Source organism: Bacillus sp. P14.5, from assembly GCF_003316765.1.
Classification (GTDB): Bacteria; Bacillota; Bacilli; order Bacillales; family Bacillaceae_B; genus Rossellomorea.
Genome location: NZ_NIJF01000039.1, coordinates 52,332 through 73,952 on the forward strand (window position 1 = coordinate 52,332; position 21,621 = coordinate 73,952).

The window sequence follows — 21,621 nt, forward strand, 5'->3', positions numbered from 1 at the left end:
GTTATACACATATCCACAATTACTATCCACATATCGTATGCGAATATCAGTTCGCCACAATATATTCTGCTGCTTCATCGCAATATTCACAAGTTGTGGATAAGTTTTGCTCAGCTGTTAATTGTTCCAATTTTGGAGCAACTTCATATTCATCCACAATGATGTCCATCGCAAGCTCAACATGTTCCATGCAGCAATAGATCATACTTTTCCCTCCGCTCTTAACCCAGATCATTTTCTTATTAATTTATCCACAAGTCATCATATCATTAAAAAATAAAGCAGGAAAGTGCTGGGCACCTTCCTGCTTTTGAGTTATCCACACTATAGACGAGATTCATCCGCCAACTTCATTTGAACGGTTTGCTGCTCGCCATTTCTGTATATTGTCACTTCCATTTGATCGCCGACTTCTTTTTCATTATAAAGGTGCTTGCGAAGCTGGATAATATCGCTGATCTTTTCACCATCAAGCTCCACGATGACATCAAGTTCCTGAAGCCCCGCTTGAGCCGCAGGAGAGTTTGGTACAACTTGGCGGACCATCACTCCGTCTTTAATATCCTCAGGAAGCTTCAGTGTTTCTTGCTGGTGATAGGCTGTGATTTCGTTGACATTTTCCAGCGAGACTCCCATTGCCGGACGTTTAACTTCACCAAATTCTTCAAGGTCCTCTATAATAGGCTGCGCTGCATTGATTGGAATCGCCAGTCCGATACCTTCAACTGCCTCCTGGGCAATCTTCATCGAATTGATTCCGATAAGCTGGCCGGCTATATTTACTAGGGCGCCTCCACTATTCCCAGGATTGATGGCTGCATCGGTCTGGATGACCTCTGCCTGCCAGTCTTCCATTCCATCCTGATTCACATCGACAGGAATGGTACGCTCAAGGCCTGAGATAATGCCTTGAGTAACCGAGCCTGAGAAAGCAAGTCCTAACGGGTTTCCTATTGCTAGAACCGGCTCTCCTGTCCTTAGCTCATCTGAGTTGCCGAATTCAGCTACCGCTTCAATTTCTGCTGCTTCCACTTCAAGAACAGCAAGGTCTGTCCAGACATCGCCGCCTCTCAATTGGGCAGGCAGCTTGGTACCATCTGAAAGTGTTACTTCAAGCTGGTCAGCTCCTTGGATGACATGAAAGTTAGTAGCTATGTAAGCTTTTCCGCCAGCTTTCTTATAGATGACACCAGATCCAGTACCTGACTCCTGGCCGGTCTGCTCCCAAAAGCTTTGCGAACGAATATTGCTTATGCCTACAACCGCATCTTCCGCTTTTTGTACGGCTTCCGTTACATCAGTGGTAACATTTACCGAAAGATTTCTGCTTTCTCCATTTTGTCCGTTATGATAGTTTTCATCTGTCTCAGCCAAATTGCTGCCCGGATTATAGGGAAGAACATCCCAATCAGCCAATTTAGGCAATGCCACAATGACGAGTACTGCCCCTAATATAATCCCTACAAGGCTTGCCAGGAAATAGCCGCCGCGGTTTCCTTTCTGTTTGGATCTTGTATTTTCATAATCCTGGTCGTAATAACCCATCCACTGATACACCCTTTCCTCTACATCATTAATATTTTTCCTTCATATTCAAAAATATAGTCAGGTAAAATGGAATTTTGCTTTCATTTTATAAAATATTTTGGGATTTATCCACTTGGAGCGCGTTTCTGTAGACTAATTTCTTTTTTGTTCAAAAATATACAAAAAAAGATGAAAGCCCAGCGGACTTTCATCTTTTAATTCCCTTTTATCCTAAGGGACTAAACACCTTAGATGGCTACAAGCTCCGTCGGGATTTTTGGATCGGTATCGAGAAGATTGAACTGCTCGCCGACTCTGATCCCTCTTGATTCAAGCGTTTGCGAAACACTCATGCGCGCCAGGTCTTTCATATTATTATCTTTACTCAAGTGAGCAAGATAGATGCTTTTCGTCTGGTCACCAAACACTTCACTCATTGCAATGGCTGCATCCTCATTGGAAACATGGCCTACATCACTGAGGATACGGCGTTTGATGCTCCACGGATAACGGCACATTCTAAGCATGTCCACGTCATGGTTGCTTTCAAATACATACGTATTGGCATTAGAGATGATGCCCTTCATGCGGTCGCTGACATATCCTGTGTCCGTCACCAGGACCAGCTTCCTGCCCTCATGGTGGAAAGTGTAGAACATTGGTTCCGCAGCGTCATGGGAAACTCCGAATGATTCGATATCCAATGAGCCGAATGTTTGGACCTTTTCCATACCGAACTCGAATTTCTGCTCCAGCGGTACATTACCGATTAAAGGATCCATCGCCTTCCACGTTTTTTCATTTGCATAGATAGGAAGACCGTACTTTCTGGCCAGGATACCGATCCCTTTTATATGGTCACTATGTTCATGCGTAACCAGAATCCCAGTTAGATCTTTAATATTCCGTCCAATCTTCTGAAATAAGGCTTCCATTTGTTTTCCGCTTAGACCAGCATCCACGAGGAATGAGTTCTGGCCTGTTTCAACAAAAATGGCATTTCCAGTACTTCCGCTCGCAAGTACACTAAAATGCATAGACATTTCTCTCACTCCAGTATTTCTTTTTCTGTATTGGTAAACTCGATGATATTGCCCTCAAAGGCATTGACGAAATGATGTTCCTCTTCCCCTTCTCTTGTAACGATAAAATGCCAGGCGGGACTCAAAACCTGTCTCTCTGCCTCCGGTACCAAGGTATAGAAGCCGATTTCCGGTGTCCCGATTGAACTGTCAGGAAGTACCTTCTTCTTGGAATACAGTGTCTCCACCGCCTGGATCGGCGTGATGACCGATTTCTTTTCGGTGAACTCTTCAAAGTCCGTCATTAAGGTTTGGGTATAAGAGACAATTTTTCGATCCTCATCAAAATAAATCGCCAATTCGCCATTAATATTGTTGAAAATAGGCTTTTCTTTGTAATTCTGATAATACAGGATTCTCTGCTGTTCTTCATCAACGCCCCAGAACGAATAAGCATCCCCGTTAAGGATATTCTTGTTTATAAAATCAGTAAGCTCTTCCGGCTTGAACTTTTCACTTAATACATATTCACTTTCTTCAAACTTGGAAGAAATCATAGTCGAATCAATTATTTCGACTGATTGATCTTTCAATTCCTTGATATCTTCAGCTGTGAAAGCCTTAGTTATGGCATTTATATATGGTTGTTTCTCAGGATCTTTCGAAAGAGGCAGCTCATACTTTATATTATCAACCTGAAGCCGATCCTCGAGTTTTGTCTCACTGAGAAAATCGTACTGGCTTTCATTATACTTGTTTATGAAGAGTGTTAACAGGAAAATGTCCAAAATCAGAAACACAATGATGAAAATCGTTTTTGTTTTACTCCAATCCAATAGGAACCCTCCCCACATCTTCTGACTGGATCCTGATCCATGAGCCAGCGTACTTATAGTACCAGGCAGGCTCCAGAACGACGAGGTTAGAAACATCGTTGGCCAGTTTAAAACCCTGAACGATTTCTTCAATCTGCTCCGGTTTAATATTGTCTCCCATCAGATGATCCAGCACTTTTCTTCCTGAAGGGAGGGTGACACTGCTGGTTTCTGTGGAAACACCATCTAAACTCGTATATGGCCTGGAGTATTTATAAATATTCACCTTACCCAAGACAACCGAGTATTCAGCCATGCCGCTTTCACTGAAGACAGGAAGATCATGCATGAACATCCGATACAGTACCTTCCTCTGAGGCTTACTCACTGCGAAATACCGGTAAGAGTAATCAATCGGCCAGCCGCCATGATCATTGATGAAATCACTTGTCTGGGTGATAAGGTTGGTAACACTGGCCTCGCCTTCCGCTTCTTCTTCTATATTCACAAAAGAAAAGGTCTTATTATGGACATTTACCCTCATCAGACTGGAATCATCATTGAATTCCTCTCCATTATTGGTGAATTCATGACTCACTAAAGATGGCTTGCTGAATAAAGCGTCAACATATTGATTTAATGTATCTTGATCGTTAACATACTGATAGCTGTTCAGGTCCACTGAATTTTCAGGAAGGTAAATTCTGCGTGTATCAGTAGCATCAAATCCAAAGTATTCAGGATGTTTAAGAGATTTAGCTGCAAAATCACGTTCAAAAGACTGAACAGTCGCGTTGTTAATCCGGCTTTCATAAACCCTTTGCTTTGCATAAGAGACAAAGTAAACCGTCCCAAATTCTTCTGAATCATTTCTCGTTTTAACAACCATCCGGTCAAATGTATCCTGGGGCAGCTGGTTATCCTGGAATTTCAAAACATTCTTGAACACCTCAAAAGAAATGAGGTCTGAAAATATGATTTCCGCTCTGTCTCCTCCATGGACTAATTCCATGAATTCTGCATTCGACAGCGACCCGGATATATTGGTTAGTTCATAGACATTCCATGAGGCCATTTGTTCAATCATATTTTCCATTTCAAACTGCCTCTGGGTACCATAGGTTTTATCACTGCGATGATAAAGCAGTTTAAGAGGCAGAATAACTTCATTCAGCTCCTTTTGATCGCCGATTATTATATCTTCCGTAATATTGCTTTCATCAATCGGTTCTAAGCTGGGCTGGTAAGTCCATAAGCTCCATGTCAAAAATATACTGGAAACCACAAGCAAGGTCAGTGTGATGGATTTTATTTGTTCATACTTCATAGCCATTCATCCTCTTGTGTACTGTCATAAGGAAGAGTAAATGAAATGGTTGTCCCTTTTCCTTCCTTACTTTCAGCCCATACATTTCCTCCATGAGCTGTAATCATCTCTTTTGCAATGGCAAGACCCAGTCCAGTGCCTCCCATTTGTCTCGAACGGGCTTTATCGACCCGGTAAAAGCGTTCAAAGATTTTGGTCAAATTATCTTGGGGAATGCCGAGCCCCTGGTCAGAAACACTTATTAATATATGTCCTTCTTTTTCTGTGACACTGAATGTAATCAAGCCGCCTTCGGGTGAATACTTCAATGCATTGGAAATGATATTATCAAGCACCTGGGTCAACTTATCTTTATCGATATCCACAAACAGGGCCTTTTCCGGTAGCTGTCTCTTAAAATCGACATTTTGATTTTTGGACATTTCAAAGCGGTCGATAATCTGATGGAAGAAGCCAACAAACTCGATCCACTCTTTATTAAAACGATAATCCTTACTGTCCATTTTGGATAGCTGAAGCAAATCATTCACAAGGCGGATCATGCGTTCCGTTTCATTTTGGGTAACGTCCAGGAAACGCGGGGCAATCTCTTCATCCTGCCAGGCCCCTTCTGCCAATGCTTCCAAGTAGCTTCTCATCGTTGTCAAAGGTGTCCTCAATTCATGAGAAACATTGGATACGAAATCCCTTCGCTCCATATCAATTTTTTCCTGTTCCGTTATATCATGAAGGACTGTTATAATTCCATTTACAAAGCCGGTTTCCTTTTGGATGACAGAGAAATTAGCTCTAAGTATATAGGGCTGTTCTTTCGTACTATAATCCAAAATAATGGAGTCCTGCTCATTTGATAAATCCTCAAAGGTATACTCTTCATCAAGCCCCAACAGTGATACAAGGGGCTGTGAAAGAACTGTTTCACGTGAAACATTCAGCATCTTGGCTGCCGGATCATTAATTAAGATGACCCTTCCTTTACGGTCGGTCGCAATAACGCCGTCCGTCATATAGGAAAGGACAGACGAGAGCTTCCTTCTTTCTCCTTCAGTTGTTGCTTGTGCTTCTTGAAGCCTCTTTGTTAAATTGTTAAACGTGATGGCCAGCTGGCCAATCTCATCATACCCGTATACTTTTACTTTCCTTGAGAAATTTCCTTTTGCCATCGCAAGAGCCTGTTTCCTCATATCAGAAATCGGCCTGGTAACAGTCTGCCCCAGAAGCACCCCCAGAATGGCTGTGATCACAAGGGCAATGGCTGTTCCTGTAGAAAAAATCTCGTTAATTTCTTCCAGCTGCTGATACACATTTTCAATCTTGGCAATGATATAAACCGCACCAATTTCCTCATCGCCATTGGTGATTGGCGAGGTGTACACCCATATACGGCTCCCGGTCTTATCAATGTACGCTTCGTCTATTTCTTTTCCTGTAGCCAGCACCCGCTTTATCATCGTATCAGTCGTTCGCTGTCCGACTGTATCAAGATTATCATTTTGGGAAGTACCGAGGATCCGGGACTTGCTGTCGATGACCCTCACTTCAGATACATCGGAGCCTCTAAAATCTGTAAGCAGCCGATCAATATCTTTTTCAAGAGAGGGATCGTCATCTGTCCTTTCCTTGAGCATCTCTTCGCTGACATTATATTCTAAAAAATTTACATTCTCTTTGATATTACTGGTGAAATTGGTGATCAGCTTATCTTCCAGTTCACGGACAAAGTAAACCCCAATGATTTGCATGGCCAGAAGGATAAGCAGGACATAAATCAAAACAAACTTAAGATGGATCGAACGGGTAATGCCTACTTTCTTCATTTAATTACTCCTGTTCTGGATTGCGTAAATAATAGCCGACTCCTCTTCGTGTGACGATCCAATTAGGATGGCTAGGATTATCTTCGATTTTTTCGCGCAGGCGCCTTACCGTCACATCCACTGTCCGGACGTCGCCGTAATAGTCATACCCCCACACAGTTTGCAGAAGATGTTCTCGTGTCATGACTTGTCCGATATGTTTAGCCAAGTAGTGAAGAAGCTCAAACTCACGGTGTGTCAGCTCAATTGTATCTCCTCTTTTAGAAACAATATATGCATCTGGATGGATGACTAGGGAACCAACCGCAATTTCATTCGAACCTGCTTCTTCCGCCTGCTGTGCAGCCCCATGCTGATGCCTTCTCATGTTCGCTTTAACACGCGCAATCAGTTCCCTCGTGCTGAATGGTTTGGTGACATAGTCATCAGCACCCAGCTCAAGGCCAAGGACCTTGTCAATTTCGGAATCTTTAGCCGTCAGCATAATGATCGGCATTTCATATTTCTTCCTGATTTCACGGCAGACTTCCATCCCATCACGGTTAGGCAGCATAATATCAAGCAATACAAGGTCAGGCTTGATTTCTTCCGCCATCTTGACCGCCTCATCGCCGTCATATGCGCAATGAACTTCATAGCCCTCTTTCTTCAGGTTAAACTGCAGTATATCAGCAATCGGCTTCTCATCATCAACTACAAGTATCTTCTTATCCATAGTCCCTAATCTCCTTTATCTCAAATTAGCTTTTATTTCAGTGAAGTTTTTTCTACTAGTTAGTATTATGGTACAAACCCGCATGCTTATGAATGCAGGGTTGATTCTAATTTATCATTTAATTGCTTTTAATTCATCTTTTATCTGGAATTAGAGGATGATTGCCTCTATAACGTATTATCAAATCATATTAGGTTTGCAGCTTTTATCTCCCGGGTAATATATAAAGCATAAAGAAACCAATGGAAGTGGAGCAAATTAGCAGTAATGGTGTATCTGGGCCATGCTCACCTCCTAACAAGGTTTAAGGTTCTTTTCGTCAATATGAATTTCGAAAAATAGCACAATAATTAAATGGAAATATTCTGGTAAACAAGAAAGAAAAGAACTGAATCCGGCTCTTGGGATTTTTTTAAAACCACAATTATACGAAATCAGCCTATTATAAAGAAAAGCCTCCGGGCCTGAGCGGCCAGAGGCATTGAATTCGTCAAATACGTTCAATTATTAAAAGAGGCTTAAAGGATCAACCATCGCGCCATTTTTATAAACTTCCAAGTGCAAGTGAACACCTGTTGATTGTCCTGTTTTCCCCATGTTTCCGATCGAGGAACCGGCTGATACAGTCTGTCCAGCTGAAACACTGATGCTGCTCAAGTGTGCGTAAACGGAACGGTAGCCATTGTTATGGTCGATAACGACTTTGTTTCCATATCCGCCAGAATCCCAGCCTGCTGATACAACTGTTCCATTATCTATGGATTTGATTGTCAGGTTGTTTGGACGTGCAATGTCTATGCCTTTATGCATTTTTCCCCATCGCTGTCCGACTTTGGAAGATACATACCCTCCGTTTGTCGGCCATGAAAAACTTCCAGAGCCCCTTGAAGGAGTCACTTTAGTACCTTTGATGACAATATACTTTACGGGTTCTTTCGTCACTTTTTCATCCTTGACTATACGGTTAACTTGAGTACCATTTTCTTCAGTTGTCAGGTAGGTAATGGCCTTTTCACCATCTTGTCCTTCCTGCTTCACTTTTATATCGCCTTTATTTAAAGTATCATCTTCGATAACTTCTTTTTCATAAGGGACTGTCTCAACTGCAGATTGTTCTTTTTCGACTGTTACATTGACTAAAGGCTTGAATACTGTCACATTGACTTCGTCGTCGATCTGAAGCACACTGTCTTCATTCAATTCAGGGTTTAATTCCAGCAGTTTACCGGAAGTAAGCTCATGCTTTTGGGCAATGCTTCCCAAAACATCCCCCTCTTGAACTTTATATTTCTTTTCTTCAAGAGTTCCCTTCATAAGAAACTCCACCGCTTCATCGGCACTCTTGATTTCTTCAGGCGCAGCATTTGCTTCTTTAAGCTCGGCTTCCTCTGAAAGCTTTACTGAAATCAATTTCGTATCCTCGTTGGAATCCGGTGTTCCTTCTTCCAACTCTTTTAATTCTTCTTCTGAAACAAATTTAAGCTTTAGTTTTTTCAGTGCCTGTTCAGCCTCTTGCTCATCTTTGACAAGAACTGCCGGTTTGTCGCCGAATGAGATGGAAACAGCCTTTGCTTCTGCTTTTACAGACTGATTCAGGTGTTCAATAACTTTTTCATTATCGGCTGATGCCCTGAATACTTGTTCAGGAATATAAGAAATCTCTCGATCAATTTGCAATTCAATAGAATCATATTTTTCTTCTTCTGCATCAAGCTTGCTTTCGATAGCCTTCTCAACAGCAGATTTATCCGTTACCGAGCCGACATATTCTGTCCCCATATAAACATGATAAACCGTTTTAAGCTTTGCGTCATCGTTTGCAGCAGCAGAACCAATTGTAAGGGCAGACAAGGCTAGTGTTGTCATTGCCGCTCTTTTTAGCAGATTAACAGATTTATGTATTAAGTTATTTGGACTTTCTTCTTTAGATGAATGAACGGAATTTCTCCAAGTCATCGGTCTTTCCTCCTAGCTAAAGACAAAGAAACCATCAGCAAAACAAACATTAGTCTCTTATACCTAAAAAATAAGTTTAATTTAAAATGATACTTTTATAATCTACCATAATTCTGACAACAAGGGAGAAACGTTTTCATAATGTAACATAATTGTATAATAAGTTACAAAATATGCCTTTTGGTTGTAATTAACGAGGAATATACTAAAAAAGAACGTGGGTATTAGTATAGGGGAATTTTGGCATGTGACATTAAAAAGAAAAAATAAAAAAGCATCGCGAGAGTCATGTCGTCGCAATGCTTTTTAGGTGATGGCTCAGGACGGAATCGAACCGCCGACACATGGATTTTCAGTCCATTGCTCTACCAACTGAGCTACTGAGCCATAATAGTATATTTCCTAAAGGAAAGTTAAAATGATAATTGATCGTCCAGCTCTCAGGAAGCTTATTCAAGGTGCAGCTCGAGCTGTACGCTGAAGTTTATTTTTTGAAGCTTATTCGGACGTGCTCTACCAACTGAGCTACTGAGCCGTATTAGTTTCGGCTTCCGCTAAGCTGCGAATCTCTTCGTCAGCGCCCTCATTCACATCCTCATGCACCTGTCAGTGCACTCCGGTGTTCATTCAGTTGCTTCCTCGACCTTCTTGCTTATCGAAACCTTCTTAGTTTGAACTGGAATTGAAATAATAAATCATAATATGTAAATGGCGGTCCGGACGGGACTCGAACCCGCGACCTCCTGCGTGACAGGCAGGCATTCTAACCAACTGAACTACCGGACCAAAGATTTTTGCTGACAAGCAAAATATCAATCCTTAAAGAAAGGACTATATAATACTTTGTCGATGAGATTTACTTCGCTTTTAAAGCGAAGCGGAGTAAAAAAACTTGGTGACCCATACGGGATTCGAACCCGTGTTACCGCCGTGAAAGGGCGGTGTCTTAACCGCTTGACCAATGGGCCGTTTTTGTTTGTTTGGAGCAACGAAGATAATAGTATCACATAAAATAGAATCTAGGCAATATCTTTTTGAAAATAATGTCGAAATAATTTAATTCTGTCTGAATTGCTTTGTTGTGTCTGAGTTTAGGAGAGTCAAGTACATACTTGTGGGCTGACACAAGAATGTAAATTTTTGTAATGAATTCCTTTGATTTTGTAAGTACATGAGTGGCAGTTTTTAAACAGAGATATATAGCCAGAAGCGCGGGGTCGGTACATGAGTTGGTGATTTTCAGCGAAGATATGTATCCAGAGGCCCGAGGTGGGGACATGAGTTGTTGGTTTTCAGCGAAGATATGTATCCAGAGGCGCGGGGTGGATACATGAGTTGGTGGTTTTCAGCGAAGATATGTATCCAGAGGCCCGAGGTGGATACATGAGTTGATGGTTTTCTATGAAGATATGTATCCAAAGGCGCGAAGTGGATACATGAGTTGGTGATTTTCAGCGAAGATATGTACCCAGAGGACCGGGGTGGGGACATGAGTTTGTGGTTTTCAGCGAAGATATGTACCCAAAGGTATGGTGTGGGTACATGAGTTGAAGGTTTTCAGCCAAGATATGTATCCAGAGGCGTTGGGTTGGCACATGAGTGGAGGTTTTCAGCCAAAATATGTATCCAGAGGCGCGGAGTGGATACATGAGTTAGTGGTTTTCAGCGAAGATATGTATCCAACGGCGCGGGGTGGATACATGAGTTGATGATTTTCAGTGAAGATATGTATCCAGGGGACCGGGTGGATACATGAGTTGATGGTTTCTATGAAGATATGTATCCAAAGGCGCGAGGTGGATACATGAGTTGGTGATTTTCAGCGAAGATATGTACCCAGAGGACCGGGGTGGATACATGAGTTGAAGGTTTTCTTTGAAGATATGTATCCAGAGGCGCGGGGTGGGCACATGAGTTGAAGGTTTTCAGCCAAGATATGTATCCAGAGGCGCGGGGTGGAGACATGAGTTGGTGATTTTCACTAAAGATATGTATCCAGGAGTCGGGTCCGTAATAAAATTAGGATGCAGATAGGTCTCGCCATATCAACTTGTTATATCAATTCATGTTAATATGGAAAGAAACAACAGGAGGTGCAATGGAGTGACCATTTTCATTAGGTTATGGAAGAAAGTGTCCAAGATGGACTTTAGTGTCATCCTGTTCCTTTCACTTGCTATAGTTTTGTTTGGAACAGTTTCCATTCATTATCTCGAACCCGAAAACTTTCCGACTCTTTTTGAGGGATTCTGGTGGACGATGACCACTTTGACTACTGTCGGATATGGTGATTACTATCCTACAACAGTTTCCGGAAGAATCCTTGGTGTCTTTCTTTTCATCTTTGGCATTGGAATTATCGGACTTTTAATCAGCAAAATTATGGATGTTCTCGCTACCTTTAATACGTTAAAAAGGGAGGGAAAGCTTTTGTTTAAAAATAAAGGACATTTCATCTACATCGGATGGTCTTCGAGAACGGAACGTGCAATTAAGGAAGTACTTGCGCATAAAGGTGATAAACAAATTGTGGTGATCGAGCAGTTAGACAATACTCCGTTTACTCATGACCAGGTTCATTTTATAAGCGGCGATGCATCAGATGAAGAGGTATTGATGAAGGCAAATATTTTGGAAGCAGACCGGGTTGCAATATTTTCGGATTTAACTATCACGAAGCCTGTTCTGGCAGACGGAAAGTCTTTACTGATTGCCTCCGCTGTAGAAGCTTTGGCTAAAAAGCATAAAGCGAATATCCATTCTGTAGTGGAAGTGATGGAGGAGAAGAATATTCCGCTGTTCAACCATATCGAGGTGGATGATTTCATCCTATCGAATGATTCTGTATCGCTCTTGATGGCAAAGGCCACCCTGCAGCCCGGAACTACTGGCTTGTTCAGGCAGCTATTGAGCAAAAAATTCGGGAAAAATATTCATGAATTCTTTCCTTTAAAAGATTGGCATACATATAAGGATGCCTCGCATGCCCTGTTTGAAAGTGGAGCAGTCCTGATTGCGGTCAATGAAGATATGGATTTCAGCAACGCCGCAGAGAAGAAGCTCCAAAAAGAGGATGTACTGTACATAATCTGTGATGATCAAGTGTATCAAACATTACGGACAGAATCCGCAACTTAAGTTCTTTTATAATAAAAGGCTGTTTTCGCATATATTGTTGCTTTCGGAAAAATCCCAAGAACCGGATTTTTCCCCGGATACTAAGCGTTTTATCTCCTATCGGGGGAGAGTAGCTCTTTTCTATTCGGTGTTCCCAGATTTCCCCCTCTTAATATGGTTACCTTTTAGGAATTAGTATCAAATAGCAACAATGTTTACGAAAAGAGCCTAATAAAAAAACAAATCAAAAAAGCTTGAGGACACTGCCTCAAGCTTTTTTGTATCATTATTTAGCCCATACACTTCTTACTACGTTGGTCTGGGAGCGGTCAGGTCCTACAGAGAAGATGGACAAAGGAATGCCCGTCAACTGGGAAACACGCTCAAGATAGTGTCGTGCGTTTTCTGGGAGGTCGCTCAATGTTTTGCAGCCTGTGATATCTTCCGTCCAACCAGGAAGCTCTTCATAAACAGGTTCGCACTCTGCAAGGATATTCAGGTTGGCAGGAAATTCATTGATAACCTCACCCTTATATTTATAAGCCGTACAGATTTTCAGGTTCTCTATTCCAGTAAGGACATCAATCGAGTTAAGAGAGAGGTCCGTCATTCCACTTACACGGCGGGCATGCCTAACCACGACACTGTCAAACCAGCCGACACGGCGCGGACGTCCTGTGGTCGTACCATATTCACGGCCGACTTCACGGATTTGGTCTCCGATTTCATTGTTCAGTTCAGTCGGGAAAGGACCGTCACCTACACGAGTCGTGTAAGCCTTGGATACACCTACAACATGGGAAATCTTTGTCGGGCCTACCCCTGAACCTATAGTCACCCCTCCTGCAACAGGGTTAGAGGATGTAACGAATGGATATGTACCTTGATCGATATCAAGCATGACACCTTGTGCGCCTTCAAACAGGACACGGCGACCTTCATCCAGGGCATCATTCAATACAACAGATGTATCACAAACATATTTTTTAACCTGCTGTCCATATTCATAATACTCATCAAGGATTTCCTCGATTGCAAATCCTTCTGTTTCATAAAAGCGCTCTAACAAACGGTTCTTTTCTTCAAGATTACGCGTCAGTTTTTCTTTAAAAGATTCATAATCAAGCAAATCAGCAATTCGAATTCCACTGCGGGCAGCTTTATCCATGTATGCAGGACCGATTCCTTTTTTCGTTGTTCCGATCTTATTTGCACCTTTGCGTTTTTCTTCTACTTCATCCAATTTTAAATGATATGGAAGAATAACGTGCGCTCGGTTGCTGATGCGTAAGTTATCAGTTGTAACGTTACGGTCATGCAGATACTTAAGCTCTTTTACAAGTGCCTTTGGATCGACGACCATTCCGTTTCCTATGACTGATGTTTTCTCTTTATAGAAGATTCCTGATGGAATAATATGTAATTTATAAGTTTCACCATCAAATTTGATTGTATGGCCTGCGTTATTTCCACCTTGATATCGTGCAATTACCTCAGCATTTTCTGAAAGGAAGTCGGTAATCTTTCCTTTTCCTTCGTCTCCCCACTGTGTTCCTACAACTACTACTGAAGACATAAATGGCACCTCCGCTAGGGTTAATTAATCGTTCTCTTATCAAACAACCTTATTTTATCAGTTAAAAGAAGGACAAGTCAATGAAAACACGAACATTGTTTCCAATGATTATTTTATTTGTTCGTAAAAACTAGGTCTTCTTTCCTTTTACTCTTTAGTTTGCGAAGATACCGGGAAATCTATTAGTCCTAATTTAATGTTTTAGTGTAAAAGTTGTGGTTTAGATTTTAGGGTTCTTTTTTCGCCTTGTTGTGTCTTTCAGATGTTCATAAGGGATATCTGAGGGCTGTTTTTGTTCTCCTGGTGTCTCTCGAGATGTTCATGAAGGACACCTAAACCCACTTTTCGCTCTCCTGGTGTCCCTCGAGATGTTCACGAAGGACACCTGAACCCTTTTTTCACCCTTCAGGTGTCTCTCAAGAAGCCCACGAGAGACACCAGAGCCCGTTTTCCCACTCTGGTATCACTCACGGTTTACATGAAGGACACGGCTACATAGCTACCCCATACCGCTGTATATCCATACAAAAAAGAGCCAAGGGGGAATCCCTCGACTCTTTATGCACCAGGCGGAACACCTGCGTCATCATACCTTCTTTCCAGGTTGACGAACTTGTTATATTCTTTAACAAAGGCAAGAGATACGGTACCGACCGGGCCGTTACGCTGCTTGGCGATGATGATTTCTATGATGTTCTTATTCTCTGATTCTTTGTCATAGTAGTCATCACGGTATAAGAAGGCCACGATATCGGCATCCTGCTCGATACTTCCGGATTCACGGATATCTGACATCATCGGACGCTTATCTTGGCGTTGCTCCACTCCACGGGACAGCTGGGACAAGGCGATGACGGGCACTTCCAGTTCACGGGCAAGACCTTTGAGCTCACGGGAAATTTCCGATACTTCCTGCTGGCGGTTCTCGCCGGAGCGTCCGCTTCCCTGGATCAGCTGCAAGTAGTCGATCAGAACCATTCCAAGGCCTTGTTCCTGCTTAAGGCGGCGGCATTTGGAACGGATTTCACCGATTTTGATGCCTGGGGTGTCATCGATGTAAATCCCAGCATTTGATAGGCTTCCCATTGCCATTGTCAGTTTACGCCAATCTTCATCTGTCAGCGATCCTGTACGCAGGTTCTGGGCATTGATGTTTCCTTCTGCACAAAGCATACGCATGACAAGCTGTTCGGCACCCATCTCCAAACTGAAAATTGCGACGTTCTCATCCGTTTTCACGGCAACATTCTGCGCAATATTAAGAGCGAAGGCCGTCTTACCAACGGAAGGACGGGCCGCAACAATGATCAGGTCATTCCGCTGGAAGCCTGCCGTCATTTCATCCAGGTCGGCGAAGCCGGTTGGGATGCCGGTAACATCTTCTGTACGATTATGAAGGAGCTCAATATTATCATAGGCCTTCACCAGTACATCCTTAATGTCATGGAACGCCCCGGCGTTTTTACGCTGTGCAACTTCCATGATATTTTTCTCGGCTTCACTTAAAAGAGCATCGACTTCATCCTCTCGGGAATAGCCATCTTGAGCGATGGTCGTTGCTGTCCGGATCAGCCTTCTGAGCAGGGATTTTTCTTCGACGATCTTGGCGTAATATTCAATATTGGCCGCTGTTGGGACAGAGCCTGCCAATTCACTCAAATAAGATACTCCGCCGACATCCTCAAGCTCTTTTATGGCAGAGAGCTCTTCAGTGACAGTGATCAAGTCGACTGCTTTTCCCTTGTCACTCAGATTCAGCATGACATTGAAGATCTTCTGGTGCGAACTGCGGTAGAAATCTTCGGGGATGAGTGATTCAGATGCCTGGGTCAAGGTGCTTGGCTCAAGGAAAATGGCACCAAGGACCGCCTGCTCAGCTTCTATATTTTGCGGTGGAACGTGATTGGACAATATTTCATTCATATAATGTAAAACCTCCAGAGAGAAGGATTTTTTTCAATAGAAAAAATGTGACCGGCATACCCTACCAGATCACATTTATATAAGTCTATTCTATTTTAACACGTTTTTCGGTAAAATCGATTTCCAATATTAGTTTTCTTCTGTAACATGCACTTTCAAAGTGGCTGTTACATCTTGGTGAAGTTTAACAGGCACATTAGTGAAGCCCAATGAACGGATGGCATCGTTCATTTCGATTTTGCGTTTGTCCACTTTGATTTTATGGGATTTCTTCAACTGATCTGCAATTTGCTTGCTTGTGATTGAGCCGAAGAGACGTCCGCCTTCACCTGATTTTGCTTTCATTTCCACTGTGAGCTCTTCCAGTGTTGCTTTCAGATTCTTTGCATCTTCCAGCTCTTCCTGGGCTTGTTTCTTTTCTTTATTTTTCTGGCCTTCCAATTGGCTTACACTGGAATTTGTTGCTTCTACAGCAAGTCCTTGCTTGATGAGGAAGTTATGGGCATACCCATCTGCCACATTCTTCACTTCTCCTTTTTTCCTTTTCCTTTAACATCTTTAAGAAAAATTACTTTCATGATTCTTTTCCCCCTTCAAAGTATTCATCCAAGGCCGCCTTAAGGCTGTATTCAGCTTCCCCAACGGTAATGCCGGGAAGCTGTGTAGCGGCATTGGTTAAATGTCCTCCGCCCTGGAGTGTTTCCATAATAATTTGAACGTTCACTTCACCAAGAGAGCGGGCACTGATTCCGACAAGGTCATCTGTTCTTTTTGATAGAACAAAAGAGGCAACGACGCCATCCATCGTCAGAAGTGTATCAGCAGCCTGGGCGATCAATACAGGGTCGTAGATAATATCTTCCTCACCCTTGGCAATCGCCACTCCATCGTAATAGAAGTCCACTGTTTCAATCAACCGGGAACGCTTGATATACGTTTCCACGTCTTCTTTCAGGAACTTTTGGACCAGCACTGTATCTGCGCCCTGTCCTCTAAGGTAAGAGGCGGCATCAAATGTTCTGGACCCTGTTCTCAAGGTGAAGCTCTTTGTATCGACGATGATGCCCGCCAAAAGAGCTGTGGCTTCCATCATCGAAATTTTTTCGTGCTTCGGCTGGTATTCCAGCAGCTCGGTTACAAGCTCTGCTGTAGAGGAGGCGTATGGCTCCATGTAAACAAGCAGAGGATTCTTGATAAAGTCTTCGCCGCGTCGGTGATGGTCAATGATAACAACCCGTTCAGCCCTCTGCAATAGCCTTTCCTCAATAACCAGGGAAGGTTTATGAGTGTCCACAACCACAAGCAGTGTATCATCAGTCATGAGGTCCAATGCTGCTTCAGGAGTAATGAACTTGGAATGCAGGTCAGGATTCGATTTTATTTCATTCATCAATCGTTTCACGCCATTGTCGATTTCATTGAAATTAACGACCACATAGCCCTCCTTCTGGTTCATCTGAGCCACTTTGCGAACTCCGATGGCAGCTCCAATCGCATCCATGTCAGGCATCCTGTGACCCATTACAATGACTTTGTCGCTCTCCACCATAAGCTCCTTCAAGGCATGTGAAATCACGCGGGCACGAACCCTGGTCCGTTTCTCCATTGGATTTGTTTTTCCTCCATAGAATTTCACTTTCCCATTTGGCTGCTTGATCGCCACCTGGTCACCGCCGCGCCCAAGGGCAAGGTCGAGGCTTGACTGCGCAAGGGTGCCGAGTTCAGGCAGTGTCGATACCCCGGTTCCGACTCCAAGGCTCAGGGTAAGCGGCACATTTTGCTTGGAGGTTGTATCCCTGACATCATCGAGAATCGAAAACTTATCTTTTTCCAATTGCTGAAGGATCTTCTCATTGAAAACCGCTATGAATCTTTCTGAGGAAATCCGCTTGAGGAGAACGCCGGAATCCTTTGCCCACTTATTCAGGATGGATGTAACCATGCTGTTCAAACTGCTTCGCGTCTGATCGTCCATTCCTTGAGTAAGCTCATCGTAATTATCCAGGAATATGATAGCAATTGCCGTTCGTTCTTCTTCATATTGCTTTTCGATTTCCGTTTGTTCTGTCACATCAAAGAAATAAAGGAGCCTTTCCTCAAGCTTCAAAATGACACGGAATTTGCGCTCATTAAGCGTAACGACTTCCGTATCCACTTCCTGCTTGATCAATGGCACAACGGAATCGGCTACATCATAAAGCGAACGTCCCACCAATGTGTCTTCATTGAAACAAGAAGCCATGAACGGATTCGTCCACTCAATATAGTAATCATCATTAATGAGCATAATCCCAATCGGCATCTCCATTAATGCCTCTTCTCCGACTCTTTTCAAACGGTAGGAGAGGGTCGAAATATATTCTTCTGTTGATTGATAGGTCTTCTTTTCATAGTAAAACGCAATATAAAATACGGCGGCCAGCAGGACGAACCCAGCAAGGGAAATCCACCAATTATAGAAGGCAGCAGCTGCCAGGACAAGGACAGAAATGGCTGCCAGCCCATAAAGCGGATACCTGACCAATCGTTTTTTATAGTTAGATGTCATGATTTCAGCTCCTCAAATAAGAATGCTAACCTTATGACTTACGTTGAAGGCGCTGTCTAAGATCAAATCCTAAATCAATTATACCTATAATCCTTACGAACTCATAAAGCGGAAACGCTAATACGATAATTAAAATCATTAATCCCTTCGGCCACTTTTTTAAATAGGCAAAGAAATAAATAAACGAAAGACCTTGTACAAACAGCAGCAGCTGAAGCACATAAAAAAGGTTGAACAGTGTCCAGTGAAGATATGTACCCATCTCAGGTCTTACCGTAATCATCAGAATCAATGTAATTAAATAATACCATACTATGCTTTGTGGAAGCTTCCAATATCTGAAAGAGGGAAACTTGGCTGATTGGATCCCGATTTTTCTAAGCAGTGGAAAATTCACACTGATGATAATGAGCATCATACCAAAAGCGAGAATCAAAAAGATGGATGGAATTATAATCTCAAATTGCTCCATAGATGCGCGAATTTCCTCTATTCTCTCTGGAGGAATCGGCTGTCCCAATGCTTCTGCACGCTGGATAGCGTCTGATAATAATTTTTGAGACTGATCTTTGGACTCTTCGATTACATTCATCCCGAGAAATAGAATGGAAACAATATACTGAAATACGGTACTGACCAAAAGGACGATACTGGTCACCAGATAAATCATCATTTTGGATTTTTTATTTTTCAGCATCCATCCGATAATGATACCCACAGTTCCAAAGGAAAGCGTTAAAGGAAGGGTTAGAAGAAATACCCCTGCCATTAAGGAAATAAAGAGAGCAGCCGCAAGCATTATCAATGCCGGCTTGATCCCATGTTTCTCGCTGTAAATAATGAATGGAAGCACCAAAAAAAATATTGTAATGGTGCTGATGACCGGCAAATAGGCAGTCATCAACATTAAAACAGTATATATTGCGAGCAATAATGCTCCTTCCGTAAGTGTACGGGCGTTTTTCACTTGGACACCCCCACAATTCTGAATCTTTAACAGAGGCTCTTTTCGTTAACTTTGTTGCTATTTAATATGTAATTCGGAAAATAATGCCGTAATTCCCCCAAAAATCCTGGTAAGCAAGAAAGAAAAGAGCTACAGCCTCCGTTTATAGAAGAAATCCTTCATATCCGCGGATATCCAAAAGCAACAATCAAATGCGAAAACAGCCTTAACAGAAGACACGCTTCTTAGATTTTCATTTCCTATAGTCAAGGAAACACCCCTAATTTTATCGGTATTTCCTTGCAGATTCAATTCATTGCCTTTGAACATAACAGTTTCTTTATAATTATGCAAAAGCGACTTTCTCAAATGCTGCCGGCGAACTTGCCTTCTCATCAGTATATCTAATAATGAATGCATGCAAACCTTGAGAAAATCACCTTTCGAAACGTTTTAAAAATAAACTTTCTTGCTATAAAATATAAATTCCGGAAAGTATCATTATACAATTCACCGGAAGTTAACTGGCAAGAAAGAACAAGACAGCTCTCCCCATTTAGGGAAAAATCTAAATACCCAAGAGATAAGTTCATACCCCTTTAGAAAGATAAAAAGGAACAGCAGAAGTAATCCTGCTGTTCCTTTAATTTCAATTATTCACCTACAACATATGGAAGTAAAGCCATAGTACGTGAGCGTTTAATTGCACGAGTAAGTCTGCGTTGATATTTAGCGCTAGTTCCTGTCACACGACGTGGAAGGATTTTTCCGCGCTCAGAGATAAATTTTTTCAAAAGATCTACATCTTTATAGTCGATGTGTGTAATTCCGTTTGAAGTGAAGTAACACACTTTACGACGTCTTTTTCCGCCTCTGCGCATTGCCATTACAAATCGCCTCCTTGCTTATTATTTTCATTGCTTCATATATAGAAATTTAGAATGGAAGATCGTCATCCGAAATGTCGATCGGCTGACCGTCATTTGCGAATGGGTCATTATCCACACGCGTATAGTTCTGGTTGTTGTTATTGCTGTTGTTATTATTGCGCTGATTCTGATTTTGACTATATGAATAGTCTTGCTGCTGTTTCTGACCGCCGCCATAATTGTTGCTGCCGCTGCGTTCGCCTTGGTAACCAGAACCGCCGCCTTGGCTTGAGTTCTTAGGCTCAAGGAATTGAACCGATTCAGCAACGACTTCAGTCATGAAGACACGCTTGCCATCCTGCCCCTCGAAATTACGAGTTTGGACTCGGCCGTCAACACCGGCTAGGCTTCCTTTTTTCAAGAAGTTAGCCACGTTTTCGGCTGGACGACGCCATACAACGCAATTAATGAAGTCCGCTTCACGTTCACCCTGCTGATTCGTAAAAGTACGATTCACTGCAAGCGTGAATGTAGCCACGGGCACCCCGTTAGGAGTGTATTTCAGTTCTGGATCTTTGGTTAGTCGACCCACTAATATTACTCGGTTCATCATCAGAATCAACCCCTTCCTTCTAACGTTTGTTTCACGTGAAACAAGTCAGAAGCATTCGTTTTCAAAAAACGTTTGGATTATTCTTCTTCTTTGATTACGATATGACGGATGATATCGTCAGAGATCTTAGCTAAACGATCGAACTCAGAAACCGCTTCTGTGTTAGAATGGATTTTTACCAATTGGTAGTATCCATCACGGAAGTCATTGATTTCATAAGCTAAACGACGTTTACCCCACTCTTTCGACTCGATGATTTCCGCGCCATTTGATGTTAGAACGTTATCGAAACGATCAACAACAGATTTTTTAGTTTCATCATCTACGTTTGGACGGATAATGTACATAACTTCGTACTTTCTCATCTTGTAGTCACCTCCTTGTGGTCTATGCGGCTCTTCTCGGCAGAAGAGCAAGGAGCAATATATTATTACTCACAAGTTAGAATTATATCATAGTGGACGAGTTAATGCAATAGCACGCGGAATACATTAACTTTCTTTCTTTTTAATACAATTTTTTCGTAAAGATTTTGTCTGTTGAAAGTAATGGATTTCCGCTCCAGGCGTGCGACTCCGCGGGCGGGCGTTGAGCCTCCTCGGCTTCGCCTGCGGGGTCTCACCTGTCCCGCTAGTACCGCAGGAGGTCGCACGCCATCCGCTCCAATCCTTTTTTGGAAAAAGGGAGGAGGGTAAAATAGCATTGCAAACGCAACAATCTTTTGGAAATAGCCTTTCGTAAAGATCTTTTCGCAAGAATTGAGCTACTAATGGATTTCCGCTTCAGCCGTACGACTCCCCTAGGTGGGATTAGTTATGATTTTTTCAAGAAAGCCTTATGCGTAATTGAA

The 21,621-nt window shown here is 42.4% G+C and carries 16 protein-coding genes, 3 tRNA genes and 1 pseudogene; 1 reads left to right on the forward strand and 19 read right to left on the reverse strand.

Annotated elements, in window-relative coordinates; all coding sequences use genetic code 11:
• Positions 1 to 46: 46 nt before the first annotated feature.
• The 11 genes from B9Z54_RS04635 to B9Z54_RS04685 all read right to left on the reverse strand — a co-directional run bounded on the left by B9Z54_RS04635 (position 47) and on the right by B9Z54_RS04685 (position 10,147).
• A complete protein-coding gene (locus tag B9Z54_RS04635) occupies positions 47 to 205 on the reverse strand; it encodes a CxxH/CxxC protein (RefSeq protein WP_113927330.1) in 159 nt (52 codons plus the stop codon).
• 119 nt (positions 206 to 324) lie between these two features.
• Positions 325 to 1,545, reverse strand: a complete 1,221-nt coding sequence (locus B9Z54_RS04640; RefSeq protein ID WP_113927331.1) for a S1C family serine protease — start codon at positions 1,543 to 1,545, stop codon at positions 325 to 327.
• Between the two features lie 230 nt (positions 1,546 to 1,775).
• On the reverse strand, positions 1,776 to 2,570 hold the full coding sequence (locus B9Z54_RS04645) for an MBL fold metallo-hydrolase (RefSeq protein ID WP_113927332.1): 795 nt from the start codon (positions 2,568 to 2,570) through the stop codon (positions 1,776 to 1,778).
• Between the two features lie 5 nt (positions 2,571 to 2,575).
• Positions 2,576 to 3,385: a two-component system regulatory protein YycI gene (locus B9Z54_RS04650; RefSeq protein WP_162785090.1), complete on the reverse strand. Its 810-nt coding sequence runs from the start codon at positions 3,383 to 3,385 to the stop codon at positions 2,576 to 2,578.
• Positions 3,372 to 4,691: a YycH family regulatory protein gene (locus B9Z54_RS04655; RefSeq protein WP_162785091.1), complete on the reverse strand. Its 1,320-nt coding sequence runs from the start codon at positions 4,689 to 4,691 to the stop codon at positions 3,372 to 3,374. The genes B9Z54_RS04650 and B9Z54_RS04655 overlap by 14 nt, the downstream gene beginning before the upstream one ends.
• A complete protein-coding gene (walK, locus tag B9Z54_RS04660; RefSeq protein ID WP_481747779.1) occupies positions 4,688 to 6,463 on the reverse strand; it encodes a cell wall metabolism sensor histidine kinase WalK in 1,776 nt (591 codons plus the stop codon). The genes B9Z54_RS04655 and walK overlap by 4 nt, the downstream gene beginning before the upstream one ends.
• A gap of 49 nt (positions 6,464 to 6,512) precedes the next feature.
• Positions 6,513 to 7,223: a response regulator YycF gene (yycF, locus tag B9Z54_RS04665; protein WP_113927336.1), complete on the reverse strand. Its 711-nt coding sequence runs from the start codon at positions 7,221 to 7,223 to the stop codon at positions 6,513 to 6,515.
• A 507-nt stretch (positions 7,224 to 7,730) separates the two neighbouring features.
• Positions 7,731 to 9,179: a M23 family metallopeptidase gene (locus B9Z54_RS04670; protein WP_113927337.1), complete on the reverse strand. Its 1,449-nt coding sequence runs from the start codon at positions 9,177 to 9,179 to the stop codon at positions 7,731 to 7,733.
• A 314-nt stretch (positions 9,180 to 9,493) separates the two neighbouring features.
• Positions 9,494 to 9,566: transfer RNA gene (locus B9Z54_RS04675), tRNA-Phe, on the reverse strand.
• 322 nt (positions 9,567 to 9,888) lie between these two features.
• Positions 9,889 to 9,965 (reverse strand) — tRNA-Asp (locus B9Z54_RS04680).
• Positions 9,966 to 10,072: 107 nt separating this feature from the next.
• Positions 10,073 to 10,147, reverse strand: a tRNA-Glu gene (locus tag B9Z54_RS04685).
• Between the two features lie 1,105 nt (positions 10,148 to 11,252).
• Between B9Z54_RS04685 and B9Z54_RS04690 the strand changes: the two genes are divergently transcribed.
• Positions 11,253 to 12,317 (forward strand): ion channel, encoded by a 1,065-nt coding sequence (locus B9Z54_RS04690; protein ID WP_113927338.1) that lies wholly within the window; start codon positions 11,253 to 11,255, stop codon positions 12,315 to 12,317.
• Between the two features lie 265 nt (positions 12,318 to 12,582).
• Here the strand turns inward: B9Z54_RS04690 and B9Z54_RS04695 are convergent, their stop codons facing one another.
• The 8 genes and pseudogenes from B9Z54_RS04695 to rpsF form a co-directional block, all read right to left on the reverse strand.
• Positions 12,583 to 13,872: an adenylosuccinate synthase gene (locus B9Z54_RS04695; RefSeq protein WP_113927339.1), complete on the reverse strand. Its 1,290-nt coding sequence runs from the start codon at positions 13,870 to 13,872 to the stop codon at positions 12,583 to 12,585.
• 558 nt (positions 13,873 to 14,430) lie between these two features.
• A complete protein-coding gene (gene dnaB / locus B9Z54_RS04700) occupies positions 14,431 to 15,795 on the reverse strand; it encodes a replicative DNA helicase (RefSeq protein ID WP_113927340.1) in 1,365 nt (454 codons plus the stop codon).
• A gap of 129 nt (positions 15,796 to 15,924) precedes the next feature.
• Positions 15,925 to 16,373: pseudogene (gene rplI / locus B9Z54_RS04705) on the reverse strand (50S ribosomal protein L9).
• Entirely contained in the window at positions 16,370 to 18,343 is a 1,974-nt protein-coding gene (locus tag B9Z54_RS04710; protein ID WP_113927341.1) for a DHH family phosphoesterase, read from the reverse strand. The pseudogene rplI and the gene B9Z54_RS04710 overlap by 4 nt, the downstream one beginning before the upstream one ends.
• 31 nt (positions 18,344 to 18,374) lie before the next feature.
• Entirely contained in the window at positions 18,375 to 19,310 is a 936-nt protein-coding gene (locus B9Z54_RS04715) for a YybS family protein (protein ID WP_113927342.1), read from the reverse strand.
• Between the two features lie 632 nt (positions 19,311 to 19,942).
• Positions 19,943 to 20,176 carry a 30S ribosomal protein S18 gene (gene rpsR, locus B9Z54_RS04725; protein ID WP_113927344.1) on the reverse strand — a complete coding sequence of 78 codons (234 nt, stop codon included), beginning with the start codon at positions 20,174 to 20,176 and terminating at the stop codon, positions 19,943 to 19,945.
• Between the two features lie 49 nt (positions 20,177 to 20,225).
• Positions 20,226 to 20,771: a single-stranded DNA-binding protein gene (gene ssb / locus B9Z54_RS04730; protein WP_113927345.1), complete on the reverse strand. Its 546-nt coding sequence runs from the start codon at positions 20,769 to 20,771 to the stop codon at positions 20,226 to 20,228.
• 77 nt (positions 20,772 to 20,848) lie between these two features.
• Entirely contained in the window at positions 20,849 to 21,136 is a 288-nt protein-coding gene (gene rpsF, locus B9Z54_RS04735; protein WP_113927346.1) for a 30S ribosomal protein S6, read from the reverse strand.
• Positions 21,137 to 21,621 lie beyond the last annotated feature (485 nt).